The organism is Mucilaginibacter kameinonensis, assembly GCF_003675385.1.
GTDB lineage: Bacteria > Bacteroidota > Bacteroidia > Sphingobacteriales > Sphingobacteriaceae > Mucilaginibacter > Mucilaginibacter kameinonensis.
The window spans coordinates 1,090,168-1,109,926 of the sequence record NZ_RCWZ01000004.1 but is presented as its reverse complement, the minus strand read 5'-3'; the positions used below and the strand labels follow the sequence as shown (position 1 = coordinate 1,109,926).

Genomic DNA, 19,759 nt, shown 5'->3' with positions numbered 1-19,759 from the left:
TTTAGGCCCATTAAAAAACAATACGGCTTTGAATTTGTACTTTTGAAAATGACCACGCGAAGGCCAATGATGAACCTGTACGATGAAGCCTGTTTTGAATGCAGTAAACTGATAACTAAAAAGTACAGCACTTCATTTAGTCTCGGCATTAAAACTTTCGATAAAAGTTTCCGGTATCCCATCTATGCCATTTATGGTTTTGTACGTTATGCCGATGAAATTGTGGATACCTTTCATGATTACGATCAGCAGCAACTGATAAACAGGTTCAGCGACGAAACATTTCGGGCTATCAAAGAGGGGATCAGTACCAACCCGGTTATTCATTCCTTTCAGCAAATTGTTAATCAGTATCATATTGATCATGAATTGATCAGGGCTTTTCTGCGATCGATGGCGATGGACCTGGATAATAAGGCCTATGATAAAGAAAGTTATCAGACTTATATCTACGGCTCGGCGGAGGTTATTGGTTTGATGTGCCTGAGGGTATTTACAAGCGATGATGCTTTATATCAGTCATTAATTCCTAAAGCCCGAAGCCTGGGGGCAGCGTTCCAGAAGGTTAATTTTTTGCGTGATGTTAAGGCCGATTATACCGAACGCGGCCGTACCTATTTTCCGGGGATTGATTTTAATAATTTTACCGAGCAAGATAAACTTACCATTGAAGCCGAAATTAAGCACAACTTTGATGAGGCTTTTGAAGGGATAAAACGTCTACCGGTTGGTACGCGGCTTGGGGTTTACATTGCTTATATTTACTACCTGCAGTTGTTTAAAAAAATAAGTTATACACCTGCCAACGTCATACTACAAAAACGCATCAGGGTATCGGATGCACGCAAAATGAGTTTATATATCAAGGCTGTGCTGCAGCAAAAGTTAAATGTTATTTAATGTTCAGGAAGATTTTTTTTATCGTCAATATTTTGGCGTTGGTATTCATTTTTCAATCAGTTGAGGCCGAAGAACCTAATCTTAAAGTACTGCGCAAACAAATGGTTATCGCCATTGATAAAAGCCAACTGACCGACTCATTGTATAATAGCCTTAATAGTATCAAAGAGAAAAGTGGTATCGTAAATGGTTTCATAGGTGCTTTACTGGCGCTGAAAGCCAAACATGCCTGGAACCCATATTCGAAAGTAAAATACCTGAACAGATCAGAAAAGGTATTTAAGCTGGCCGTAACCGCCGATCCGCATAATATCGAGATCAGGTTCATGCGCTTTTCTATCGAGCATAATGTGCCTTCAATTTTAGGGTTTAATAAAGATCTTGCTGTAGATAGTGAAGATATCATAGCCCAGCTTGATAGAAAGAACTACGGTTCGGCCGATAAGGAATTAACCATAGCGATTATCAAATTCCTGATCCATTCCAAAAGATGTACACCGGCACAAAACCAGGTATTAAATAAACATTTAACCGAACTTACGTGAGATACGCCTATTTATTGATCAATTTGCTCACGGTGTTTTTTCCTGTGGTGCTTTCGTTTGATAAAAGGGTAGCTTTTTATAAAAGCTGGAAGTTTATTTGGCCGGGCATGGCAATTACAGGTTTGTTTTTTTTGTTTTGGGATGTGCTTTTTACCATCCATGGCGTTTGGTCGTTTAATCCGGCTTATATCATCGGTATCAAGTTTTTTGGTTTGCCCTTAGAGGAAATGCTGTTTTTTTTAACGGTGCCTTTTGCTTGCATATTCATTTATGCATGTCTAAATCATTACCTTAAATGGCTGATGCCATACAGGCTCACCAGTATTATAAGCAGCATGGTAATATTGCTGAGCATAATGATGCTTATATTTTATCATGACCGGCTTTATACCACGGTTACTTTCGGTTTGTTGCCGGTATTAGTTTTACTGATTCAGTATGTTTTTAAGGCTGATTGGCTTAACCGGTATTACCTGGCGTACTTTGTAGCGCTTCTGCCGTTTTATATTGTGAATGGCATATTAACTTCGGTACCCATTGTGCTATATAATAATGCCGAGAATATAGGAAAACGTGTAGGCACTATCCCTTTTGAAGATCATTTTTACCTGATGGCCTTATTGCTCATGAATATTGGTTTCTTTGAGTATTTTAAACAACGGAAATTAAGTCGATGATTGAGCTGCCGATATATACAAAATCACAGTTGGCCCTGCGTAACGGTCAGGATAAACCACAGATTTGGGTAGCTTATAAAGGTGATATTTATGATGTTACCGAAAGTCGCCTATGGCGTAATGGTAAACATTATGAGCACTGGGCTGGTCAGGATCTGACAGATGAACTTCCAGACGCCCCGCATACCGAAACAGTATTTGAGAAGTTTGTAAAGGTAGGAAAACTAAGGCCTGCATAAACTTATGCATATGGGGCTTGGTTTTGAGTCTTTCCTAAGTAAATAAAAAATGCCATTTCGACGAACCAAGGGTAGGGGGGCATTGGAGGTGAGGAGAAATCTTCTACACCCTGCTTGTACTGGCATAGTTGTATAAGATTTCTCTTTCGCTCCATCTCTCAGCCCGCCGCCGCTCTATCGAAATGACATTTTCTGTAATATAAGTAGATCCTAAAAATAGAGGAAAGGGACGTTACAATTCAAATTTAGACAGGCCAACAAACTCCTGGATGCGATTGGCAATTTCCTCTTCGCTCAGGTTTCTTAACCTTTCAGATCCAAACTTTTCAACGCAGAATGAAGCTAAGGCCGAGCCGAAAATGATAGCGTTTTTCATGTTATTGAAGTTAACGGTACCCACTTTGGCCATATAGCCAATAAAACCACCTGCAAACGTATCGCCGGCACCTGTAGGGTCAAATACCTCGGCTAATGGAAGGGCCGGGGCGCTGAAGATCTGATTTTCATGGAACAATAATGCACCATGCTCACCTTTTTTAATGATGAGGTATTTAGGGCCCATGGTTAATATTTTACGTGCAGCCTTAACCAGTGAAAACTCGCCTGATAATTGGCGTGCCTCGGCATCATTGATGGTTAAAACATCAACCATTTGTATGGTTTTTAACAACTCATCAAGGGCAATGTCCATCCAAAAGTTCATGGTGTCCATTACAATAAGCTTAGGGCGATTTTTAAGTCGGCTGATTACTGTTTGCTGTACTTGTGGCGACAGGTTGCCCAGCATCAGGTATTCGCAATCCTGATAGCTATCCGGAATAATAGGATCAAAGGCTTCCAGTACATTAAGCTCGGTTACCAGGGTATCGCGGCTGTTCATGTCGTTATGGTAACGACCGCTCCAGAAAAATGATTTTTCGCCCTGTTTTATCTGCAGGCCTTCGGTATTAACGTTGTGGTTTTGTAGGTCCTCAATTTCGTGCTGAGGGAAATCGTCGCCAACAACAGCAACAATTTTTATTTTATCATAAAAGTAAGAAGCGCCCAAACTTGCAAAAGTTGCAGAGCCGCCTACTATTTTATCGGTTTTACCAAAAGGGGTTTCAATGGCATCAAACGCCACAGTGCCAATAACTAACAAACTCATGTAAAGATATTTATATTTTTCGGCGCAAATATTGCGAAAAATAAGGGATAATCATTCATCGATGCTGATTTGTGACACGGATTTTCATCAGGGAAAGCATAATTTGATAATTTAAACACTGGCAAAAAGGGAAAAGGAATGAAAAGTTAGGCAGACGATAAAAAATGATAATACGTTTTAACCTATAAATGGCACATAATCAGCACAAAAAAAGCATCGTGAAAAATATTTGAAATTTTTTTGAATAAAAATTGTGAAATATCGGACGAGTTTTTACCTTTGCCCCACTCCAAACCGGATTAGATTCCTGAGTAGCTCAGCCGGTTAGAGCATCTGACTGTTAATCAGAGGGTCGCTGGTTCGAGCCCAGCCTCAGGAGCACTAAGGGTAAGCACATTTTAATGGTCGCTTACCCTTTTTTATTTCCATATAATGGCCTATTGATGCAATTACGAAAAGGAAAGGTTATTTTGCCGGATTTTGTAAAAAGTGACCATGGCCAAATGGTTGAGATCAGTCGTGAAGATGACCGGGTAAGTTACCGTACCAGTTGGGTGCCCAACCAAGATGTGATACTGCAGATCGGGGTGCACCTCGGGCTGGATTTTGTACACCGCTACGAGGAACTGGATATGTTCATTTATGGGCGGGCAGAATATAAAGAGGGTAATTATTCCAATGTATTCCTGAACGGCAAAGAGGATTATGATGACTATGTGAACGCGCTTATGAATGACAAATACGAACATAAGGGAAATACGTATGCCACATTCAAGGAACTACTGGTAGGTATGCTGGACATCAAACCCAAAGATATCTACACCGTAAAACCTGACCCGCCTGCCGAAGAAGCGGTCAGGAACCTGAAACGATAATAATTTTGATTAACTTGCCGTTATATTCAGCCGGCTTCCAGCCGGCATGTGATAAGGTTTAGGTTGGAAAGGCCCGGCAGCGATTGCTTGGGCTTTTCTATTTTGTAGGGATTTGATAATCAGCGGTTAAAACTATATATTGTGGGACCTTTAACCCTTTTATCATGAAACGTATCCTGCTCATTGCCAATAAGCAATTTGAAGTCGAGCCGATCCTGAATGCCTTGGTGCATAAATTGTTCAGACCGGCTAATTTTCCTGACCCCGATCCGTCCTCCTTAACTTATTATCCCTGGAATAAACCCAAAGGCACCGTGTTGCCAAGGGCTGTCTGGACTGCCTTTCCCGGACAGCAGTTCGAATTATGGTGTATCGAAGACCTGATGATTTCCAAACCGAACCCATCCAGTTCGGAGGGCAAGGCGCTGGATATGCCCAAGATCCTGAATTACTCCCCTGAACCGCCAAGTCTGACCGTGGCCCTCGGAACAGGTGCATACGGTTCCAAACTGGAAAATCATAATGGCTGCGTGGTCATGGGTTCCAATGTATTCATTCATAATTACCACGCTGACCCGCTAAACCCTAACCCGGACAGTAACTGGTCTGACCCCGCGCACACCGATCAGCTCATCGCCTCGGCGATTGCGCCTGCATTTTTCGACAGCATCGATTCCGCCACCAAAAAAGCCATCGCGCAGAACCTGCTGAAGCCGTACTTCTTTCCCGCAGATACCATCGAGTTTTTGTGGGACATCAACTATGTAGCTTTAAGCTCGGTCAATGTCACCGATTATAAGGAGTTCCCGAAATCTGACCCTGCCGCGATGAAAGCCATCACGGATGCAAACCTTGGCTTGCCAATTGGTTCGATGGAATCTACTCACGGCCTGATCCGGCTGTTGTATGATTGCCCATTTATCTTCCTAACCGGTATCGCTAATCGCTTTATGCAGTTCGGAGTAGATGCGAATGGCACCGATAACCAGGGGAACGTAAAGACAAATACGGTCAACTACACCGCATCCTTTAATATCGGCGTGGCGCTCGGCGCGCTTATGCCTAAGATCAGCAGCTATATCGGCGTTTAACCACCTTACTTACACATATGAAAAAAATTAAACCTACACATTCCAGCATCTGCCTGTTAACATTGCTGACTTTTTTTGCAGTGCAATTTGCGTTCGCGCAAAATACTGTGAAAGAAGATCCGGTGGTCAATGATCATTACAAACAAGTAAAAGCTTTTATTGCCAATCCAAAAGGCACAGACAAATTGATTACCGGTTATAAATTTAACGATTCACTGCAAAATTTTCTTCGTCAGGTTAGCGGCGTAGTATTAAAAGGCGGGCAGATACAAAGTATTTCGGCCATCGCGGATGATAAAAGCTTGACGGTGAATTACGCGCTTCCCATTAAATTAAAATGGCTCAGTGTGCAGGTGAGTGGCACGGGCACTGCTGACAAGGGTATTGTTAATGTGTTTACGGGGGATAAATTCGGAAAAACCCTGACAGGGGGATTTAATTTCAACTGGTTTATCTGGGGTTCCGCCAAGTATCCAACGAAAAAGCGAGAACCATTCAAATATTTCCTAAGCGATGCGGATGATATTTTGCAGACCAGCCTGGATAAAGCAGATGGAGATTACAAAACGGCCATCGCTGACCTGGTAAAGTTTAAAACAACGGATTACCCAACTTATTTTACCGTAACCCCAAGTACGGCCGCTGAATATAAGCAGCATTTTACCGCTGCGCATGCGCTTCATTTATTGCTGGAAAAAACAAAAGCTTTCTTTCCAACCGACCTTGACACCACTGACCAAGCGAAAGTTGGCGCATTCATTGATGAGTTAAATACCAATCAAAAAACCTTAATTCCTTATGTCAGAAAAGTAAGCGAATTAAAAGTTTTAGACTCACTGCAAACAGCCGCACCATTCAGTGTTTACCGTTTTACCTGGGTAAGCTTTGCACCTAAACTTAATCAAACGGATTATCCAATCTATGATCCGAATAATGCTGCCGCCTCCTACACCAAAACCCAAAGTGACTATTTCTTTAGTGCTACATTATCTGCAAACAGGCTTTGGTCATATAAAAAGTTTAAATGGATGGTCTATCCGGGAATTACAGTAAGTAACGCGCGAGTTTTTGATCCCGCTGATTCACTTACCGTAACAATACCGCAGCCTTTACCGGCTGGAGTTTCGAATGTGCAATCCATCAAATCGACCGGCTTTTATAAAGAGTTTGTTAACCCGCAATGGAACTGGGGCGTAAATCTCCCATTCATGTTTTATTGGACCAAAGGTTATGGGATAGATATTGGCACCGGATTAAAGTTCAATCATGGCACCACTGATTTTAATGCGCATGCAGGATTTTTCTTCTCGATATCAGCAGCGAAAGAAGCGATAACTATTGAACCGATCATTCGCTATGACGATGACAAAAAGCAAACCTATGAACGTAACCGGGACAAATTTTCTTTTGGTTTAAGCCTGAGTTTAGCTTTGCCTACATTCATGTCAGGCGGCAAATAATTTTTTCTACTTTCTCATGATTAGCGAAGCCCGGCAATTGTTCGGGCTTCGCTATTTCTTATCTTAGTTGCTTCCATGAAGCGCATTATCCTGATACATCTTTTATTATTCCCGCTCTTATTGAGTGCCCAGGCTCCCAATGCCACTTATGTGAAGGCGCTTTATCAAAAATATCCTACCCAAAAAACTGATCTCTGCCCGGCCTGTAAATTGTGGATCAATCCCTATTACAAATCCATCGCCGACACGCAGAGACGTACACCGCTCATTACTTATTACGTTTATACCAAAGCCCATCGCCTGGAACAGGAAAAGATTAAGGTTCCGCGTTCCGGCATATATGCTGCTTGGCATCCGGCTTTTGGTCAGCCTGACGAAACCGTCGTTTACAAAGAAGCCAATCGGATCATTTGATCAATTAAATGCTTTGAATTACACCTGGTACTGGAGCTTAGCAAAGTATTCTTGAATTTGTATTAGCATTTTGGTAGGTTTGAGAAAGCCACAAGCGCCTAAACTTATTTGATACCATTTACACTCCATATTACCCTTTATGACATTGCGTTTTTAGGTGCTGTATTTATCAGCTTAACGCTATCGCTATTCCTATGGATTGCCCCTAAAGAGAACAGGTCTGCAAACCGATGGTTGGCTATCTTAATGGCCATTGTTGCTTTGTGGATGATCCGGATTTTGTCGGCCGATATTGATCTGGCAAAATACAGTCCAATCTTGAACTACTTACCGTTGCGGTTTTCGTTGGCAATTGGCCCTTTGATCTATTTTTACGTGAGGCAGATAGCCCAGCCAAAGTATACCTTCCGTCGCAAGAACCTGCTGCACTTTATACCCGTACTACCTGAAATAGGTTTTCAGGTATTTGCGGGAATACAAAACATAAATACAGGCGACGTTATTTACGGTAAATGTAACACTACGTTGCAGCTACTCGCATTTCTATCGGTTGCTATTTATTTGTATTTATCCCATGCAGAGATTGGCCGCTTTTACCTGAATAAAAAATTTCATCAGGGCGATCGCTACCGGAACGAGTTGCTTTGGTTGGACAGATCGGTTACCGGACTTGGCATACTATGGTTTTTATGGATACCGTTTACCGCAGTTGATTATTTTTATTGCCGTAATGGACTAAGCATACAGCATTATTATCCCTTGTACCTTCCTTTGCTATCCGCGATCATTTGGATCGCGGCGAAAAGCCATTTGGAAACAGAAATTGTCACGACCGTTGATGTTACGATAAAGCCACTATTGCCGGCAGATCTGAAGCAAAAAGGTTCCTGGTTAAAACTGGAAGTCAAAGAGCAGGGATATTACCGGGATGCAGAATTAAGCCTGAATTCGCTTGCCGAAAAACTCGGCTTGCATACGCATGAAGTATCCCGGATCATTAATACAGTTTTCAAAAAAAGCTTTAACGATTTTATTAATGAATACCGTGTACGTGAGGTTGCACTCAAAATGCAGGATTCCTCTTATGATCATATCACGCTTCTTGGTCTTGCGTATGAATCGGGCTTCAATTCACAAAGCAGCTTTCACCGTATTTTTAAGCAGTTTACCGGCAAAACCCCTCTGGAATATAAAAATCACCTTCAAAAAGTTCTCCCATCTTATAACTTGAGAGGTTTTACCCAACCTATGCCGCTAATATTGAGCCATGTAAACCCTGCGGGGTGGACACATGGAAAATTAACCGGCAGTCATATGATAAAAAACTATTTTAAAATTGCATTCCGCGGATTTTGGAGGCATAAGCTATTTACACTGATAAATGTTATTGGTTTATCCATAGGCATAAGCGCTTTCCTGGCCATTTACTTTATTGTACGCCACGATTTTACGTTTGATAAATTTCACAAGGACAGCGACCGGATTTATCGTGTTGTAATGAACCTGTCATTTCAGGGAAATGTAAACTACTCAAGCGGAGTACCGGGCCCGCTGGCTGGGGCCATTAAAAGCGAAGCCACAGGGATAGAAGAAATTGCGCCTATAAATATATTTTCGCCACATTTTGTTTATATCGATAAAGATAAAAATGCGCAAAAGCGGTTCAGAGATCCGGACAGGATTACCTTTACCGATCAGCAATATTTTAAGATTTTTAATTATGTATGGCTTGCTGGCTCATCACAACACGCGCTGGATGCGCCCGGCCATGTGGTGTTAACATCCCAGCAGGCAAGGCTTTATTTCCCGTCGTTATCATATCATCAAATAATTGGTAAGGTAGTCACTTATGATACCCTTAAGGCAACCGTTAGCGGCGTAGTTGAAACACTTACCGAAAATACAGATTTTAGCTTTCATGACTTTGTATCCATTAGTACGGTTACAACTAACAAGCGTTTCTCTGATGATTTACATATCAACGTTTGGAACCGCGTCTTTTCAGGGGCTCAGATTTTGGTAAAGTTGGCGCCGGGAGCTCCAATAGCCGGGATTATAAAACAGATCAACACCATTCTCGAAAAAAATAACCCGCCGCATACCGGGGTAAAAGAGTTTTCGGATAAGGTTGATGTGCACTTACAACCATTGGACGATATTCACTTTAATCCTCAGTATAATATTTTTAATTTCTCATCACCGGCCAGCAAAACAACACTTTATCAATTATTGGCTATCGGTATCTTTTTGTTGTTGCTGGCATGTATCAATTATGTGAATTTAACTACCGCACAGTCTGCTCAAAGGGCAAAAGAAATTGGTATCCGCAAAACTTTGGGGAGCAGCCGCGTACAATTGGTATTCCAGTTTTTAAGCGAAACATTACTTATAACTTTCTTTGCGGTTTGTATTTCGGTATTCCTTGCGCCGGTTATTTTAAAAATGTTTGCCGATGTTATATCTCCGGATATTCACGCCAATATGTTCAGGCCGGATGTGATGCTCTTTCTGTTGATTTTAACTATAGTGATAAGTGTTTTGTCGGGTTTTTATCCCGCAATTTTGTTATCGGGCTACAAGCCGGTATCGGTATTAAAAAATCAGGTGCAGGGCAATAGTAATAAAACACGGAACGCCTGGTTCCGTAAGTCGCTTACAGTTTCGCAGTTTGTTGTAGCCCAATTCTTTATAATGGCAACCATTTTGGTAAGCAGGCAAATTTATTACGCCATACATAAAAACCTGGGGTTCAAAAAGGATGCCATACTTGTTATTAATTCACCATGGGAAAACGGCAAGGCCAGCAGTAATCAGGTACTGCTAAACGAATTTAGGGCGATGCCCCAGGTTGCCATTGTGGGTTTGGGTAGCGATCCGCCTTCGTCAATTTTATACAATAGGCTGCGCGGTACTTATAATGATGGAAAAAAGCAGATAACAACAGATGAAGTAATATTTAAATCGGTTGCTGATGAAACCTACCTCAATATATACCAGCTAAAATTGCTTGCCGGCAGAAATATAAGCCAGGCCGACACCGGGAAAGCTGTCATTATTAACAATACTTATGCTAAATTATTAGGGTTTACTGATCCCCATGATGCTATCGGAAAGCAGTTAAACTGGCGTGGTGGCCGTGGCCGAAATATAAATATTATTGGCGTTGTTGCCGATTTTAACCAGCGGTCATTGCATTCGCCTATTTATCCTACGGCTATAATAGCTGGCAGTCCCGGTCCTCACTTAATGGTGACGATCCATGTTAGTTTGAAACCTGAAACCCCAGGCGGTAACGAGTGGCAAACCGCCATCACAAATATGGGAAAGGCCTGGAAGAAGGTTTATCCCGACGATGATTTTGATTGCCATTTTTACGATGAAACGATAGGGTGGTTTTACTACGAAGAACAACACACCTCAACCCTGCTCACCTGGGCAACAGGTGTCTCAATATTGATCAGTTGTCTTGGGTTGTTAGGACTTGCCGTTTACACCACCAACCAACGGACCAAGGAAATTGGCATACGCAAAGTATTCGGTGCCAGTGTTGCGCAAATAGTTATTCTGCTGTCAACCGAACTGATATCGCTTATTTTACTGGCTTTTGTTATAGTAACGCCAATTGCATGGTATGCCGTAAATAAATGGATGGAAAGCTTTGCCGACCACGTAGCTATTAGCTGGTGGGTATTCGTTGTCAGCGGCGCGGGAATGCTGCTTACCGGACTATTTACTCTAAGTTTCCGAACCATTAAGGCAGGTATGGCAAACCCGGTGAAGAGTTTGCGCAACGAATAAATTGATATGGCAAACAAATCCTTTGAAAGACATCTGCTAAGGGTTCATTAAAAACATATTAATCCGTTTAAAGGAAGCATTTTCTCCGGGAAATGCTTCCAATTCCAACCTGTTAAGGATCTATACTTAACTAAAATTCCCGCTCAAACACCCCTTATGTTTTTTTAATTAAAAATAACTATAAAAATAGTTTTGAAACTATGGAAATAGTTGTAAGTTTGTTTAACTAAATTATTAGTTTGATATGGTGGCTAAAGAACTTACAAGAGCGGAAGAACAGGTAATGCAAATATTGTGGCAATTGAACGAGGCAATGGTAAAGGAAATAATTGAGCAAATGCCCGATCCCAAACCTGCATATAATACTGTATCAACCGTTGTGCGGGTAATGGAGGGCAAAGGTTTTGTTAACCATAAAGCATATGGAAATACCCATGTTTATTTTCCGCTCATCAGTGAAGCGCAATACAAGAAATTTACTTTCGATAAGATGATGAATAACTATTTCAGCAATTCTTATAAAAGCCTGGTTTCTTTTATTGCCAATGAAAAAAAGCTGGATCTCCGGCAACTGGATGAACTAAGTGACTTATTGGAAGACCTTAAAAACAAAAAGAAATGAACTGGCTACACTACCTTGCAGAAGCGAACATTTATCTCTCAATTTTTTACATGGTTCAATGGTTGTTAATGAGGGGAGATACGCATTACCAGTTAAAGCGATTTTATATACTGTTCGGCTGTGTAGTGGCATACATACTACCCGTTTTGCAAGTTGGTGCACTAAGGCCTGCTCGGGAACTTCCGGTTACTAATTATATGGTTTATACCATACCAACTGAACCCGCAAAAATTCAACAGCAGCCAGTCTCAGTTTCATTCAAGGAGATCGCGATTCCTTCCAAAGCCGCGCCCATAATCGAAGAGCCATTTACTTTTGAAGATGGAATTTGGTACGCCTATTTGGCTGGTGTGGGCATTACACTCATCTTATTCCTGTTAAAAATGTTTACGTTGTTCAGGTTGGCCCGAAACAAACCGTACTCAAAAAACAGAAAATATAAAATAGTTTATTTGCCTGGCAGTGATGAAGCTTTTTCTTTCTTTAACTATCTTTTTATCGGAACCACTGCATCAGCATCGCAAATAATCATCAGGCATGAACTGGTACATATTAGGCAAAAACATTCGGCCGATATTATGTTGCTGGAGTTTTTTAAAATAATTAATTGGTTCAACCCCTTTTTGTACCTGCTGCAAAGCAGCCTGAGAACTTTACATGAGTATATAGCCGATGAACAAACCGCGTCTGAAACAACAGATAGGTTTGCGTACGCCACTTTTTTGCTAAATAATGCCTACGGCACCGGCGGACCATCAATTACGCAATCGTTTTTCACCAATAACCTATTAAAAAAGAGGCTCATTATGCTAAACAAACAACGTTCAGGTAAATTAGCAAGGCTGAAATACCTGGTCACTATCCCGGTGTGTTTATTGTTACTATGCTCATCAACACTTGTTTTTAGTAAAAACTATGGCTGGTTTGATCTTGATCCGGCAAAGAAAAAGATGACCGGAAGATATAATTCCAATCATCTTAACCATGGTAAACAGAAATTGCTGAAAGTAACACAAAATGGTGTAACTACCATAACTAATCAGCTTGCTGTGAACCAGGCAAATGGGCAAGTACTTTATACGGCCAACTCAATTACCGAAGAAGAGAAATTATTGTTATCTAAAAAGCAGCACATGAAAGTAGAGGTTGTTGAAGATAGCACGGTATTTACCACAACTGATGGTAGGCTGATGCTCCCGGTAGTAGGCGTAGACGGATACTATCAGATGGATCGCTTTTTACACAAGCATATTAACTTCAATGCATCAAAAGACGAAAGGGGAGGCTTGGTTGAAGTTGGATTTGGCCTTGATAATAACCGCCATATAACCGACGCAAAAATTGTTAAAAGTGGCGGCGCTAAATTGGATGCACTTGCTTTGGATGGATTTAGGTCATATAAAGGAATTGTGAATGATGACCCGGGGCGTAACTATAAAATAGTCGTTTATTTTTTTACGCACGATTATTCAATTTTTCAAACGGACTCGTTGAGTAATGATCCTGAATTTGCCGGAGAACTGATTATAACAAACTATAAATATCCTATTAGTATAACCAGCAAAGGATATGAGTACGATGAAAGCCCCGCCGGGCCTGGATATATTGTAAACGGTAAACCGCAGGGGAGGGTGATCATTTATGATAAAGATGGCGAGGGGCAATGGTATTATCAGAACAAATGTACTGCTGATGATTTCAGCCTGCTAAAAAATAAATATGGCTATACTTTTCCTTCAGCATCAACTTCTGTTATTCAATTTATGCATCCGGAAAATGTAAAGAAGAGCAAGCTTGCCTATATTTATGATGCTACATCTTATTTAGCAACGCCCTATTCCGGTCAATTTTATAATCATGTGATTGATAGTATCGTTTATCCGGAGCAAGCTAAAAAAGCACTTAAAGGCGGCGTGGTTATTTTAGGTTTTAACTTAAATGGCAGCGGGATGATCAGCGATATTAAAGTTGAACAGGGTGGGGGTAATGGCTTTGACGAAGCGGCCGTAAATGCCCTCCAATCTTATAAATTGCCGGTTGCCGATGAGGCAGGCAGGCACAGCATAGCCATAGTGTTTTGTGTAGCCGAGAAGAAATATCGCCCATCGCTCAATGGATACTTGATGGCCGGAAAGTATGTTGGCGAACTGGCGGTACCCGATATGAAGCCGATGTTCAAGTTTGGGCGGAGTAATTAAGCACCACAGCCTCAGGCACAAAAAGGAAACGTTAATTGCAAGCGTTTCCTTTTTTTTATGCCTGTAATTTTGGGGCGATAGCATGGTTATATCGATACTGTAAACGGCTCGATATTGTTCCCTATATTGCATAATCATGGCAAATAACACTATCATGCTGACACTTCATTACCTGGATGAAAATCAAATGGTTCAGGTTGCTCCCGGGCAATATCACAGCCTGATGTCGTTGATAGCGGATCAGCTGGCAATTCCGGGGTTTGGGTTATGTTGTGGGATGGGAAGTTGCGGTACCTGTGTGGTGCAAATTACCTCAGCCGGGTCAAACATTAAGAGAAGTGTTTTGGCCTGTGGCATATTGGTGAACGATGAACTGGCAAATAAGATAGTTTTAATACCCGATAAAATTTATTGAAATGGGAATGCACTGCAATATTAAAACCACCTCAATGTGGTTGATCCTCAGGTTTATTGTATCTTAAATTTAAAACCTACGAAAAATTTCCTAACTAATATTTGTTTCGTACGAAAAATTTTCTACCTTTGTTTGGGAGATAGATATGAACGCACCAAACAAACCGATAGAACCTACTAAATCTGAACTCGAAATACTGCAGGTGTTATGGGAGAAAGGCCCATTAACTGTACGTTCGGTAAATGACGAGTTGTTGAAGCAAAAGGATGTAAACTACACCACAACCTTAAAGCTCATGCAGATCATGGCCGATAAAGGGATCCTGAAACGCGATGAAAGCCAGATGAAGCACATTTACAGCGTAGTGGAGGAGGAGCAGCAAACCAAGGCACACCTGCTGGATAAGTTTGTGGATACCATGTATAAAGGCTCGGCCGGTAAATTGGTGATGCAGCTATTGGGGAACAAAAAAACTTCGCAGGAGGAATTACAGGAGATCAAAGACCTGCTCAAAAAACTGGAAGAATAGTTAAATTCAATAAACCAAACCGTTATGGATGTTACCATTGTAAAAGCATTGCCCGATTACCTGGTTAAAGCACTTTGCAGTACGCTGATCCAATCCTTGTGGCAGGGCGTGTTACTTGCCGCATTGGCAGGCATCATTATAGTTTGCACCCGCCGCTCGAGCTCGGCCAGCAGGTATAATTTGTTAATTGCAGGGCTGGCAGTTTTTGCCTGCACGGTTGCAGCCACTTTTGTATACGAGGTAAACCAGGCAAAGGCGGTTCAGACTGTGGTAACCGGTCAGCAGATCACAATCCATTCAAATGTTGCTGCGCAGCCTCAATCAAGTCCAAAAGTAAGCGATTATAAAGCAGTCTCCGGCTTTTTAAATGAGCATTCCAATAGCATTGTTTTTATCTGGTTTTTGGTGGTGATGGCGCGCACTTTGCAGTTAATGACCGGTTTACAGAGTCTTTATTACTTGCGTCGCCGTCAAATACTGGCTGTAAGCAGGGATTGGGAAAGCCACGTAAAACAGCTGGCCTTACAATTAGGTATTAAACGGCTGGTTGGCATTGCCGAGTCCGGCATGGCTAAAGTGCCTATGGTGATAGGCCATTTAAAGCCGCTGATCCTGATCCCGGCAGGACTGATGACTGCCATGCCCCCGGCAGAGATCGAAGCCATACTGGTGCACGAGTTGGCGCATATTCGCCGGCGCGATTATATCATGAACCTGTTGGTAAGCATGATGGAGGTTGTTTTCTTTTTTAACCCCGCTGTACTTTGGATAGCATCGCTCATCCGTGCCGAACGCGAAAATTGCTGCGACGATATGGTGGTTAGCCACACCGGTAATAAGGTCAATTATATTAAAGCGCTGGTAGCTTGCCAGGAATACCAGTTGGCCGCACCTGCTTACGCGATGGCGCTTAGTGGTGGCAAAAATCAACTGATGGGTCGGGTAAAGCGGATGCTTTCTGATAATAATCAATCGTTAAACGTAATGGAGCGGTCAATGCTTGCTGTTGCCCTGGTTGCTACAATCCTGCTCACTACGGCTTTTTCACATAAAGAAAACATAGATCAGCTGGTTAACAAGATGGTGCATGCCGGTAAAACGGCACTTGTACCTCACAAGCAAGCCAAACAGCCGGCAAACCCTGCAAAGTCCAAAACCATTGAAAAAAAATTGCACGCAGTTTCACAGGTGGCAAAGGATACGTCCTATAAAACAGAGCTGGATACCTCACGGTTCAGGATCTACCGCCCCGATGAGGTAGGCGACCACACCTCCCTAACATTACCTAATGGCGGTGTGCAAACCCGATTGCTCAAGGTGGATGGTGTATTATACCAGGTGAACACGCTGAACGGTCGCGTTACATCCATGCAGGTTAATGGCAAAACTATCCGGCCAAATGAATATGCACCTTATTTGCTTGTTGTTGATAAGGAAATGCAACACAAACCGGTAGTTGCATCAGTTGCTCCTGTTGCACAGGCTGCGCAGGTAGCCCGGCAACCTGACCCTATAACCCCGATAAATACCAATGGGGCGGCCAGCAGTACAACTGGTCAGGCGGGCTTAAAAAAACTTAATGGAAACCTTGGCAGTCTTAAGTCAAAATTGAGTACCTATGATGCAAGCAGTAAAGCCTATAATGCCACTGCCGCAAATTATAGCGCTGTCAATCCTTATCCGGCCAATTACAAAGCTTATCATGATGATTCCAACCGGGCAAAGCTGACCGATGATCTCATTACCGAAGGCATTATTCATAGCAGCGATGAACTGACTTCATTTAAATTAAGCGACACAGAGTTTATTGTTAACGGTAAAAGAATACCCGACAACATTTACCAAAAATTTAAAAAAGCATACGTAAAACAACCCGAAAAAGGTAAGCAGGGAAGCTGGAGCTGGATGTACAACTATACAGAACAGACGGAATCGGACGCCGGCGATCATTAACAATAATCAACAAATTTAATATCGACTTAATTGATTGTGCTTCAAAGCATGAACAGGATAGCTATTGCCATAAACGAACAAATGATCGGCATTTAAAACTTAACCATACACCTTATGATGAAAATAAAAATTGCGGCTTTTTTAGTCGCCTGGATAACTATTGCCTCAACTTTTGCATCAGCTCAAAACATCGCCGTTAACCTTAGCGGTAAAGTGGAAGGCGCGGATAATAAACCTTTGGATGGCGCGGCGGTTTACCTGCTCAATGCCCGGGATTCGGCATTAGTTAAAACCGCCCTTGCTGATGCTTCAGGAGCTTATAGTTTTAAAGTGAAACCAGGCAGTTACAAGTTATCGGTAACTATGATGGGGTATAAACGATACCAATCGGCCGTATTGCTATTGGAGCAGGATAAGGTTTTGGAGCCTATTATTTTGCAGATGGTTGGCACAACCCTTAAAGAGGTGAGTGTTAGCGCTCAAAGGCCGTTTGTACAACAAAAGATAGACAGGACGATCATTAGCCCGGAAGCATTGATTAGTAACAGCGGAAGCACCGCGCTTGAGGTATTGGAAAAAGCGCCCGACGTTATCGTTGATCAAAATGCTGCTATAAGTTTACAAGGAAAGGGTGTGACTATTTTTATAGATGATAAGCCCACCTATCTGTCAGGACAAGACCTGGAAAATTACCTCAGATCGTTAACTGCTGCCGCTATCGATCAGATTGAGCTTATGCCTAATCCACCTGCAAAATATGATGCCTCGGGTAATGGCGGGGTGATCAATATCCGTACTAAGAAAAGCAAGGTTAAAGGCTTTAATGGCAGTTTAAACCTTAATTATACGCAGGGACGCTATGCCAAAACCAATAATAGCCTCAACTTTAATTACCGCAATAACCGGGTAAACATATTTGGTAATTTGAGTTACAACAAGGGCAACGGTTTCAGCGATCTGAATATCAACCGCCACTTTGAAAATGCACAGGGTGATATTACCTCTAACTTTCTTCAAAATTCCTTCATCAGACGTAAGAGCGATAATTATTTTGCTAAGATAGGTGTGGATTATTACATTTCGGATAAAAGCACATTCGGTATTAACCTTACCGGAATTTACAATCCATACAATACCAAAACCCCGGTAACCAGTCAGTTTTCAAACGCGGCTAACCAGCCCGACTCTACCATTATTGCCCATAACCAGGAGCACGGTACCTTTAGAAATGGAGGTGCTAACCTAAACTACCGCCACCAGTTTGATAAAAACGGACATGAGTTTTCTGCAGATCTTGATTATCTCGATTACTACACCAACAATAACCAATTATTCAACAACAGCAGCTTTCTACCCGACGGTACGCTGGTTGGCAACGAGATACTGACAGGGATGCTACCTGCGCATATCCACATCTATTCGGCCAAGACTGATTACGATCACCCATTGAAAAACGGTCTGAAGCTTTCAACCGGGTTAAAATCAAGCTATACCCATACCGATAACATTGCCGATTACTTTTATTCTACAGGGGGCGCCATGACTCCGGATTACGGGAAAACCAATCATTTTATCTACAAAGAAAATATCAACGCGGCTTATATCAATGCAACCAAGGATTATAAGCAACTGTCGGTACAGGCAGGCCTCCGTTTAGAAAATACCATATCAAACGGGCATCAATTAGGCAATGCGCAAAAGCCGGATTCGGCCTTTAAACGTAATTATACTAACCTGTTCCCCACTATTTATCTGCAATACAAGCTGGATACTGCTAACCGGAATCAATTAAGCCTGAACTATGGCCGCCGTATAGATCGTCCTTACTACCAGGACCTCAATCCATTTCTTTCTCCGCTTGATAAGTTTACCTACTATACAGGCAACCCTTTTTTAAGGCCTACTTTTACCGATAATTTTGAGTTATCACATATTTATAAAAACAGGTTCACCACCACTTTGAGCTATAGCCGGTCGAGGGATGATGTAGAAGAAACCATTGAAATTGTTGATGGCATTTACTACAGTCGCCCCGGTAACATTGGAACCTATACGGTCAAAACACTGTCTTTTGATGGCACATTTGATCCTGCCAAATGGTTTAACTTCCACATTAGCGGAAGGGTATCTCAAATCCATTCGGTAAGTAATTTTTATACCGGTTTACTGGATAGCAAGGGCACTTATTTCTTTATCAGGCCCATTCTTACCTTTAAGCTGCCTGAGGATTGGACTGCTCAGCTTGATGGCGGTTACCAGAGCAAGGTTACCAGCGCCCAGTTTGTAAGTGGCAGCAGGGGTAAGGTAAATGCGGCTGTATCCAAAAAGCTTTCGGCTAAAACAACGCTTAAACTGGTGGTAAATGATATTTTTTACACATTTAAAAACACCGGCGTAATCAATAACTTAAATCAAACCCAGGCCAACTGGCGTAACCTGAATGACACCCGCACCGGGGTACTATCACTTAGTTACCGTTTTGGGAAAGCCATATCCGGCCAGCGGCAGCACGATGCCAATGGGGCCGAAAGTGAACAAAACAGGGTAAAGAATTAGTTTTTATGATCCACTTTTGCGCACTTCGTAATTCGTTTAAAACCGTCGATTGATTTGAATTAAGCCCAACCTCCAGAGAAAAAAGGAAACGTTAATTTCAAGCGTTTCCTTTTTTATGCCCGTAACTTTTGGGGAATTTAATAACATAATATAAAAATCCACGCTTTCAGCGGAATCGTATCTGTCTGAACCTTTTAACTGTATATAAATACATCATTCCCGAAATTATTTTCTTTTCATGTAGGGTAAGGCACAATTCGATGTACATATAGGCGATAACTAACTAAATTATTGCTTAAACATGCTTGTAACCAAAGGCCTTTAATGGAGGTGCCTGCTA

Annotated in this window: 16 protein-coding genes and 1 tRNA gene; 16 read left to right on the top strand and 1 reads right to left on the bottom strand. The window is 41.9% G+C overall.

Annotated elements, in window-relative coordinates; genetic code table 11:
* Window positions 1–48: 48 nt before the first annotated feature.
* From EAH55_RS22905 to EAH55_RS22890, 4 genes are read left to right on the top strand one after another with little or no spacing between them, the layout of a single operon-like run.
* A complete protein-coding gene (locus tag EAH55_RS22905; protein WP_244228311.1) occupies window positions 49–900 on the top strand; it encodes a phytoene/squalene synthase family protein in 852 nt (283 codons plus the stop codon).
* On the top strand, window positions 900–1,445 hold the full coding sequence (locus EAH55_RS22900; protein ID WP_121811687.1) for a hypothetical protein: 546 nt from the start codon (window positions 900–902) through the stop codon (window positions 1,443–1,445). The genes EAH55_RS22905 and EAH55_RS22900 overlap by 1 nt, the downstream gene beginning before the upstream one ends.
* Window positions 1,442–2,122 carry a lycopene cyclase domain-containing protein gene (locus tag EAH55_RS22895; RefSeq protein ID WP_121811686.1) on the top strand — a complete coding sequence of 227 codons (681 nt, stop codon included), beginning with the start codon at window positions 1,442–1,444 and terminating at the stop codon, window positions 2,120–2,122. The genes EAH55_RS22900 and EAH55_RS22895 overlap by 4 nt, the downstream gene beginning before the upstream one ends.
* The gene (locus EAH55_RS22890) at window positions 2,119–2,361 is read left to right on the top strand and encodes a cytochrome b5 domain-containing protein (protein ID WP_121811685.1); all 243 of its coding nucleotides are present in this window, start codon (window positions 2,119–2,121) and stop codon (window positions 2,359–2,361) included. Before EAH55_RS22895 ends, EAH55_RS22890 begins: the two co-directional genes overlap by 4 nt.
* Window positions 2,362–2,593: 232 nt before the next feature.
* Here EAH55_RS22890 and EAH55_RS22885 read toward each other — a convergent pair whose 3' ends face one another.
* A complete protein-coding gene (locus EAH55_RS22885; protein WP_121811684.1) occupies window positions 2,594–3,508 on the bottom strand; it encodes a PfkB family carbohydrate kinase in 915 nt (304 codons plus the stop codon).
* A 305-nt stretch (window positions 3,509–3,813) separates the two neighbouring features.
* Between EAH55_RS22885 and EAH55_RS22880 the strand changes: the two genes are divergently transcribed.
* The 12 genes from EAH55_RS22880 to EAH55_RS22825 all read left to right on the top strand — a co-directional run bounded on the left by EAH55_RS22880 (window position 3,814) and on the right by EAH55_RS22825 (window position 19,419).
* Window positions 3,814–3,887, top strand: a tRNA-Asn gene (locus EAH55_RS22880).
* A gap of 64 nt (window positions 3,888–3,951) precedes the next feature.
* The gene (locus EAH55_RS22875; RefSeq protein ID WP_121811683.1) at window positions 3,952–4,383 is read left to right on the top strand and encodes a DUF1281 family ferredoxin-like fold protein; all 432 of its coding nucleotides are present in this window, start codon (window positions 3,952–3,954) and stop codon (window positions 4,381–4,383) included.
* 164 nt (window positions 4,384–4,547) lie between these two features.
* A complete protein-coding gene (locus EAH55_RS22870; RefSeq protein WP_121811682.1) occupies window positions 4,548–5,474 on the top strand; it encodes a hypothetical protein in 927 nt (308 codons plus the stop codon).
* A 17-nt stretch (window positions 5,475–5,491) separates the two neighbouring features.
* The gene (locus EAH55_RS22865) at window positions 5,492–6,934 is read left to right on the top strand and encodes a hypothetical protein (protein WP_121811681.1); all 1,443 of its coding nucleotides are present in this window, start codon (window positions 5,492–5,494) and stop codon (window positions 6,932–6,934) included.
* A gap of 75 nt (window positions 6,935–7,009) precedes the next feature.
* Window positions 7,010–7,348 carry a hypothetical protein gene (locus EAH55_RS22860; protein WP_121811680.1) on the top strand — a complete coding sequence of 113 codons (339 nt, stop codon included), beginning with the start codon at window positions 7,010–7,012 and terminating at the stop codon, window positions 7,346–7,348.
* A gap of 108 nt (window positions 7,349–7,456) precedes the next feature.
* A complete protein-coding gene (locus tag EAH55_RS22855) occupies window positions 7,457–11,146 on the top strand; it encodes an ABC transporter permease (protein ID WP_121811679.1) in 3,690 nt (1,229 codons plus the stop codon).
* A gap of 283 nt (window positions 11,147–11,429) precedes the next feature.
* Window positions 11,430–11,768: a BlaI/MecI/CopY family transcriptional regulator gene (locus EAH55_RS22850; protein WP_394339794.1), complete on the top strand. Its 339-nt coding sequence runs from the start codon at window positions 11,430–11,432 to the stop codon at window positions 11,766–11,768.
* Complete coding sequence (locus EAH55_RS22845; RefSeq protein WP_121811677.1) at window positions 11,765–13,966, top strand: M56 family metallopeptidase; 2,202 nt, start codon at window positions 11,765–11,767, stop codon at window positions 13,964–13,966. The genes EAH55_RS22850 and EAH55_RS22845 overlap by 4 nt, the downstream gene beginning before the upstream one ends.
* A 136-nt stretch (window positions 13,967–14,102) precedes the next feature.
* Window positions 14,103–14,381, top strand: a complete 279-nt coding sequence (locus EAH55_RS22840) for a 2Fe-2S iron-sulfur cluster-binding protein (protein WP_121811676.1) — start codon at window positions 14,103–14,105, stop codon at window positions 14,379–14,381.
* Window positions 14,382–14,526: 145 nt separating this feature from the next.
* Complete coding sequence (locus EAH55_RS22835; RefSeq protein ID WP_114939132.1) at window positions 14,527–14,910, top strand: BlaI/MecI/CopY family transcriptional regulator; 384 nt, start codon at window positions 14,527–14,529, stop codon at window positions 14,908–14,910.
* Between the two features lie 24 nt (window positions 14,911–14,934).
* A complete protein-coding gene (locus EAH55_RS22830; RefSeq protein ID WP_121811675.1) occupies window positions 14,935–16,863 on the top strand; it encodes a M56 family metallopeptidase in 1,929 nt (642 codons plus the stop codon).
* A gap of 114 nt (window positions 16,864–16,977) precedes the next feature.
* On the top strand, window positions 16,978–19,419 hold the full coding sequence (locus EAH55_RS22825; RefSeq protein WP_121811674.1) for a TonB-dependent receptor: 2,442 nt from the start codon (window positions 16,978–16,980) through the stop codon (window positions 19,417–19,419).
* Window positions 19,420–19,759: the final 340 nt, after the last annotated feature.

Bases quoted from the DNA above. Each gene is read 5' to 3' on its own strand.
- EAH55_RS22870 (WP_121811682.1), top strand. From the start codon at position 4,548: ATGAAACGTATCCTGCTCATTGCCAATAAGCAATTTGAAGTCGAGCCG.
- EAH55_RS22905 (WP_244228311.1), top strand. From the start codon at position 49: ATGACCACGCGAAGGCCAATGATGAACCTGTACGATGAAGCCTGTTTT.
- EAH55_RS22875 (WP_121811683.1), top strand. From the start codon at position 3,952: ATGCAATTACGAAAAGGAAAGGTTATTTTGCCGGATTTTGTAAAAAGT.
- EAH55_RS22835 (WP_114939132.1), top strand. From the start codon at position 14,527: ATGAACGCACCAAACAAACCGATAGAACCTACTAAATCTGAACTCGAA.
- EAH55_RS22850 (WP_394339794.1), top strand. From the start codon at position 11,430: ATGCAAATATTGTGGCAATTGAACGAGGCAATGGTAAAGGAAATAATT.
- EAH55_RS22865 (WP_121811681.1), top strand. From the start codon at position 5,492: ATGAAAAAAATTAAACCTACACATTCCAGCATCTGCCTGTTAACATTG.
- EAH55_RS22840 (WP_121811676.1), top strand. From the start codon at position 14,103: ATGGCAAATAACACTATCATGCTGACACTTCATTACCTGGATGAAAAT.
- EAH55_RS22845 (WP_121811677.1), top strand. From the start codon at position 11,765: ATGAACTGGCTACACTACCTTGCAGAAGCGAACATTTATCTCTCAATT.
- EAH55_RS22885 (WP_121811684.1), bottom strand. From the start codon at position 3,508: ATGAGTTTGTTAGTTATTGGCACTGTGGCGTTTGATGCCATTGAAACC.
- EAH55_RS22900 (WP_121811687.1), top strand. From the start codon at position 900: ATGTTCAGGAAGATTTTTTTTATCGTCAATATTTTGGCGTTGGTATTC.
- EAH55_RS22890 (WP_121811685.1), top strand. From the start codon at position 2,119: ATGATTGAGCTGCCGATATATACAAAATCACAGTTGGCCCTGCGTAAC.
- EAH55_RS22825 (WP_121811674.1), top strand. From the start codon at position 16,978: ATGATGAAAATAAAAATTGCGGCTTTTTTAGTCGCCTGGATAACTATT.
- EAH55_RS22830 (WP_121811675.1), top strand. From the start codon at position 14,935: ATGGATGTTACCATTGTAAAAGCATTGCCCGATTACCTGGTTAAAGCA.
- EAH55_RS22860 (WP_121811680.1), top strand. From the start codon at position 7,010: ATGAAGCGCATTATCCTGATACATCTTTTATTATTCCCGCTCTTATTG.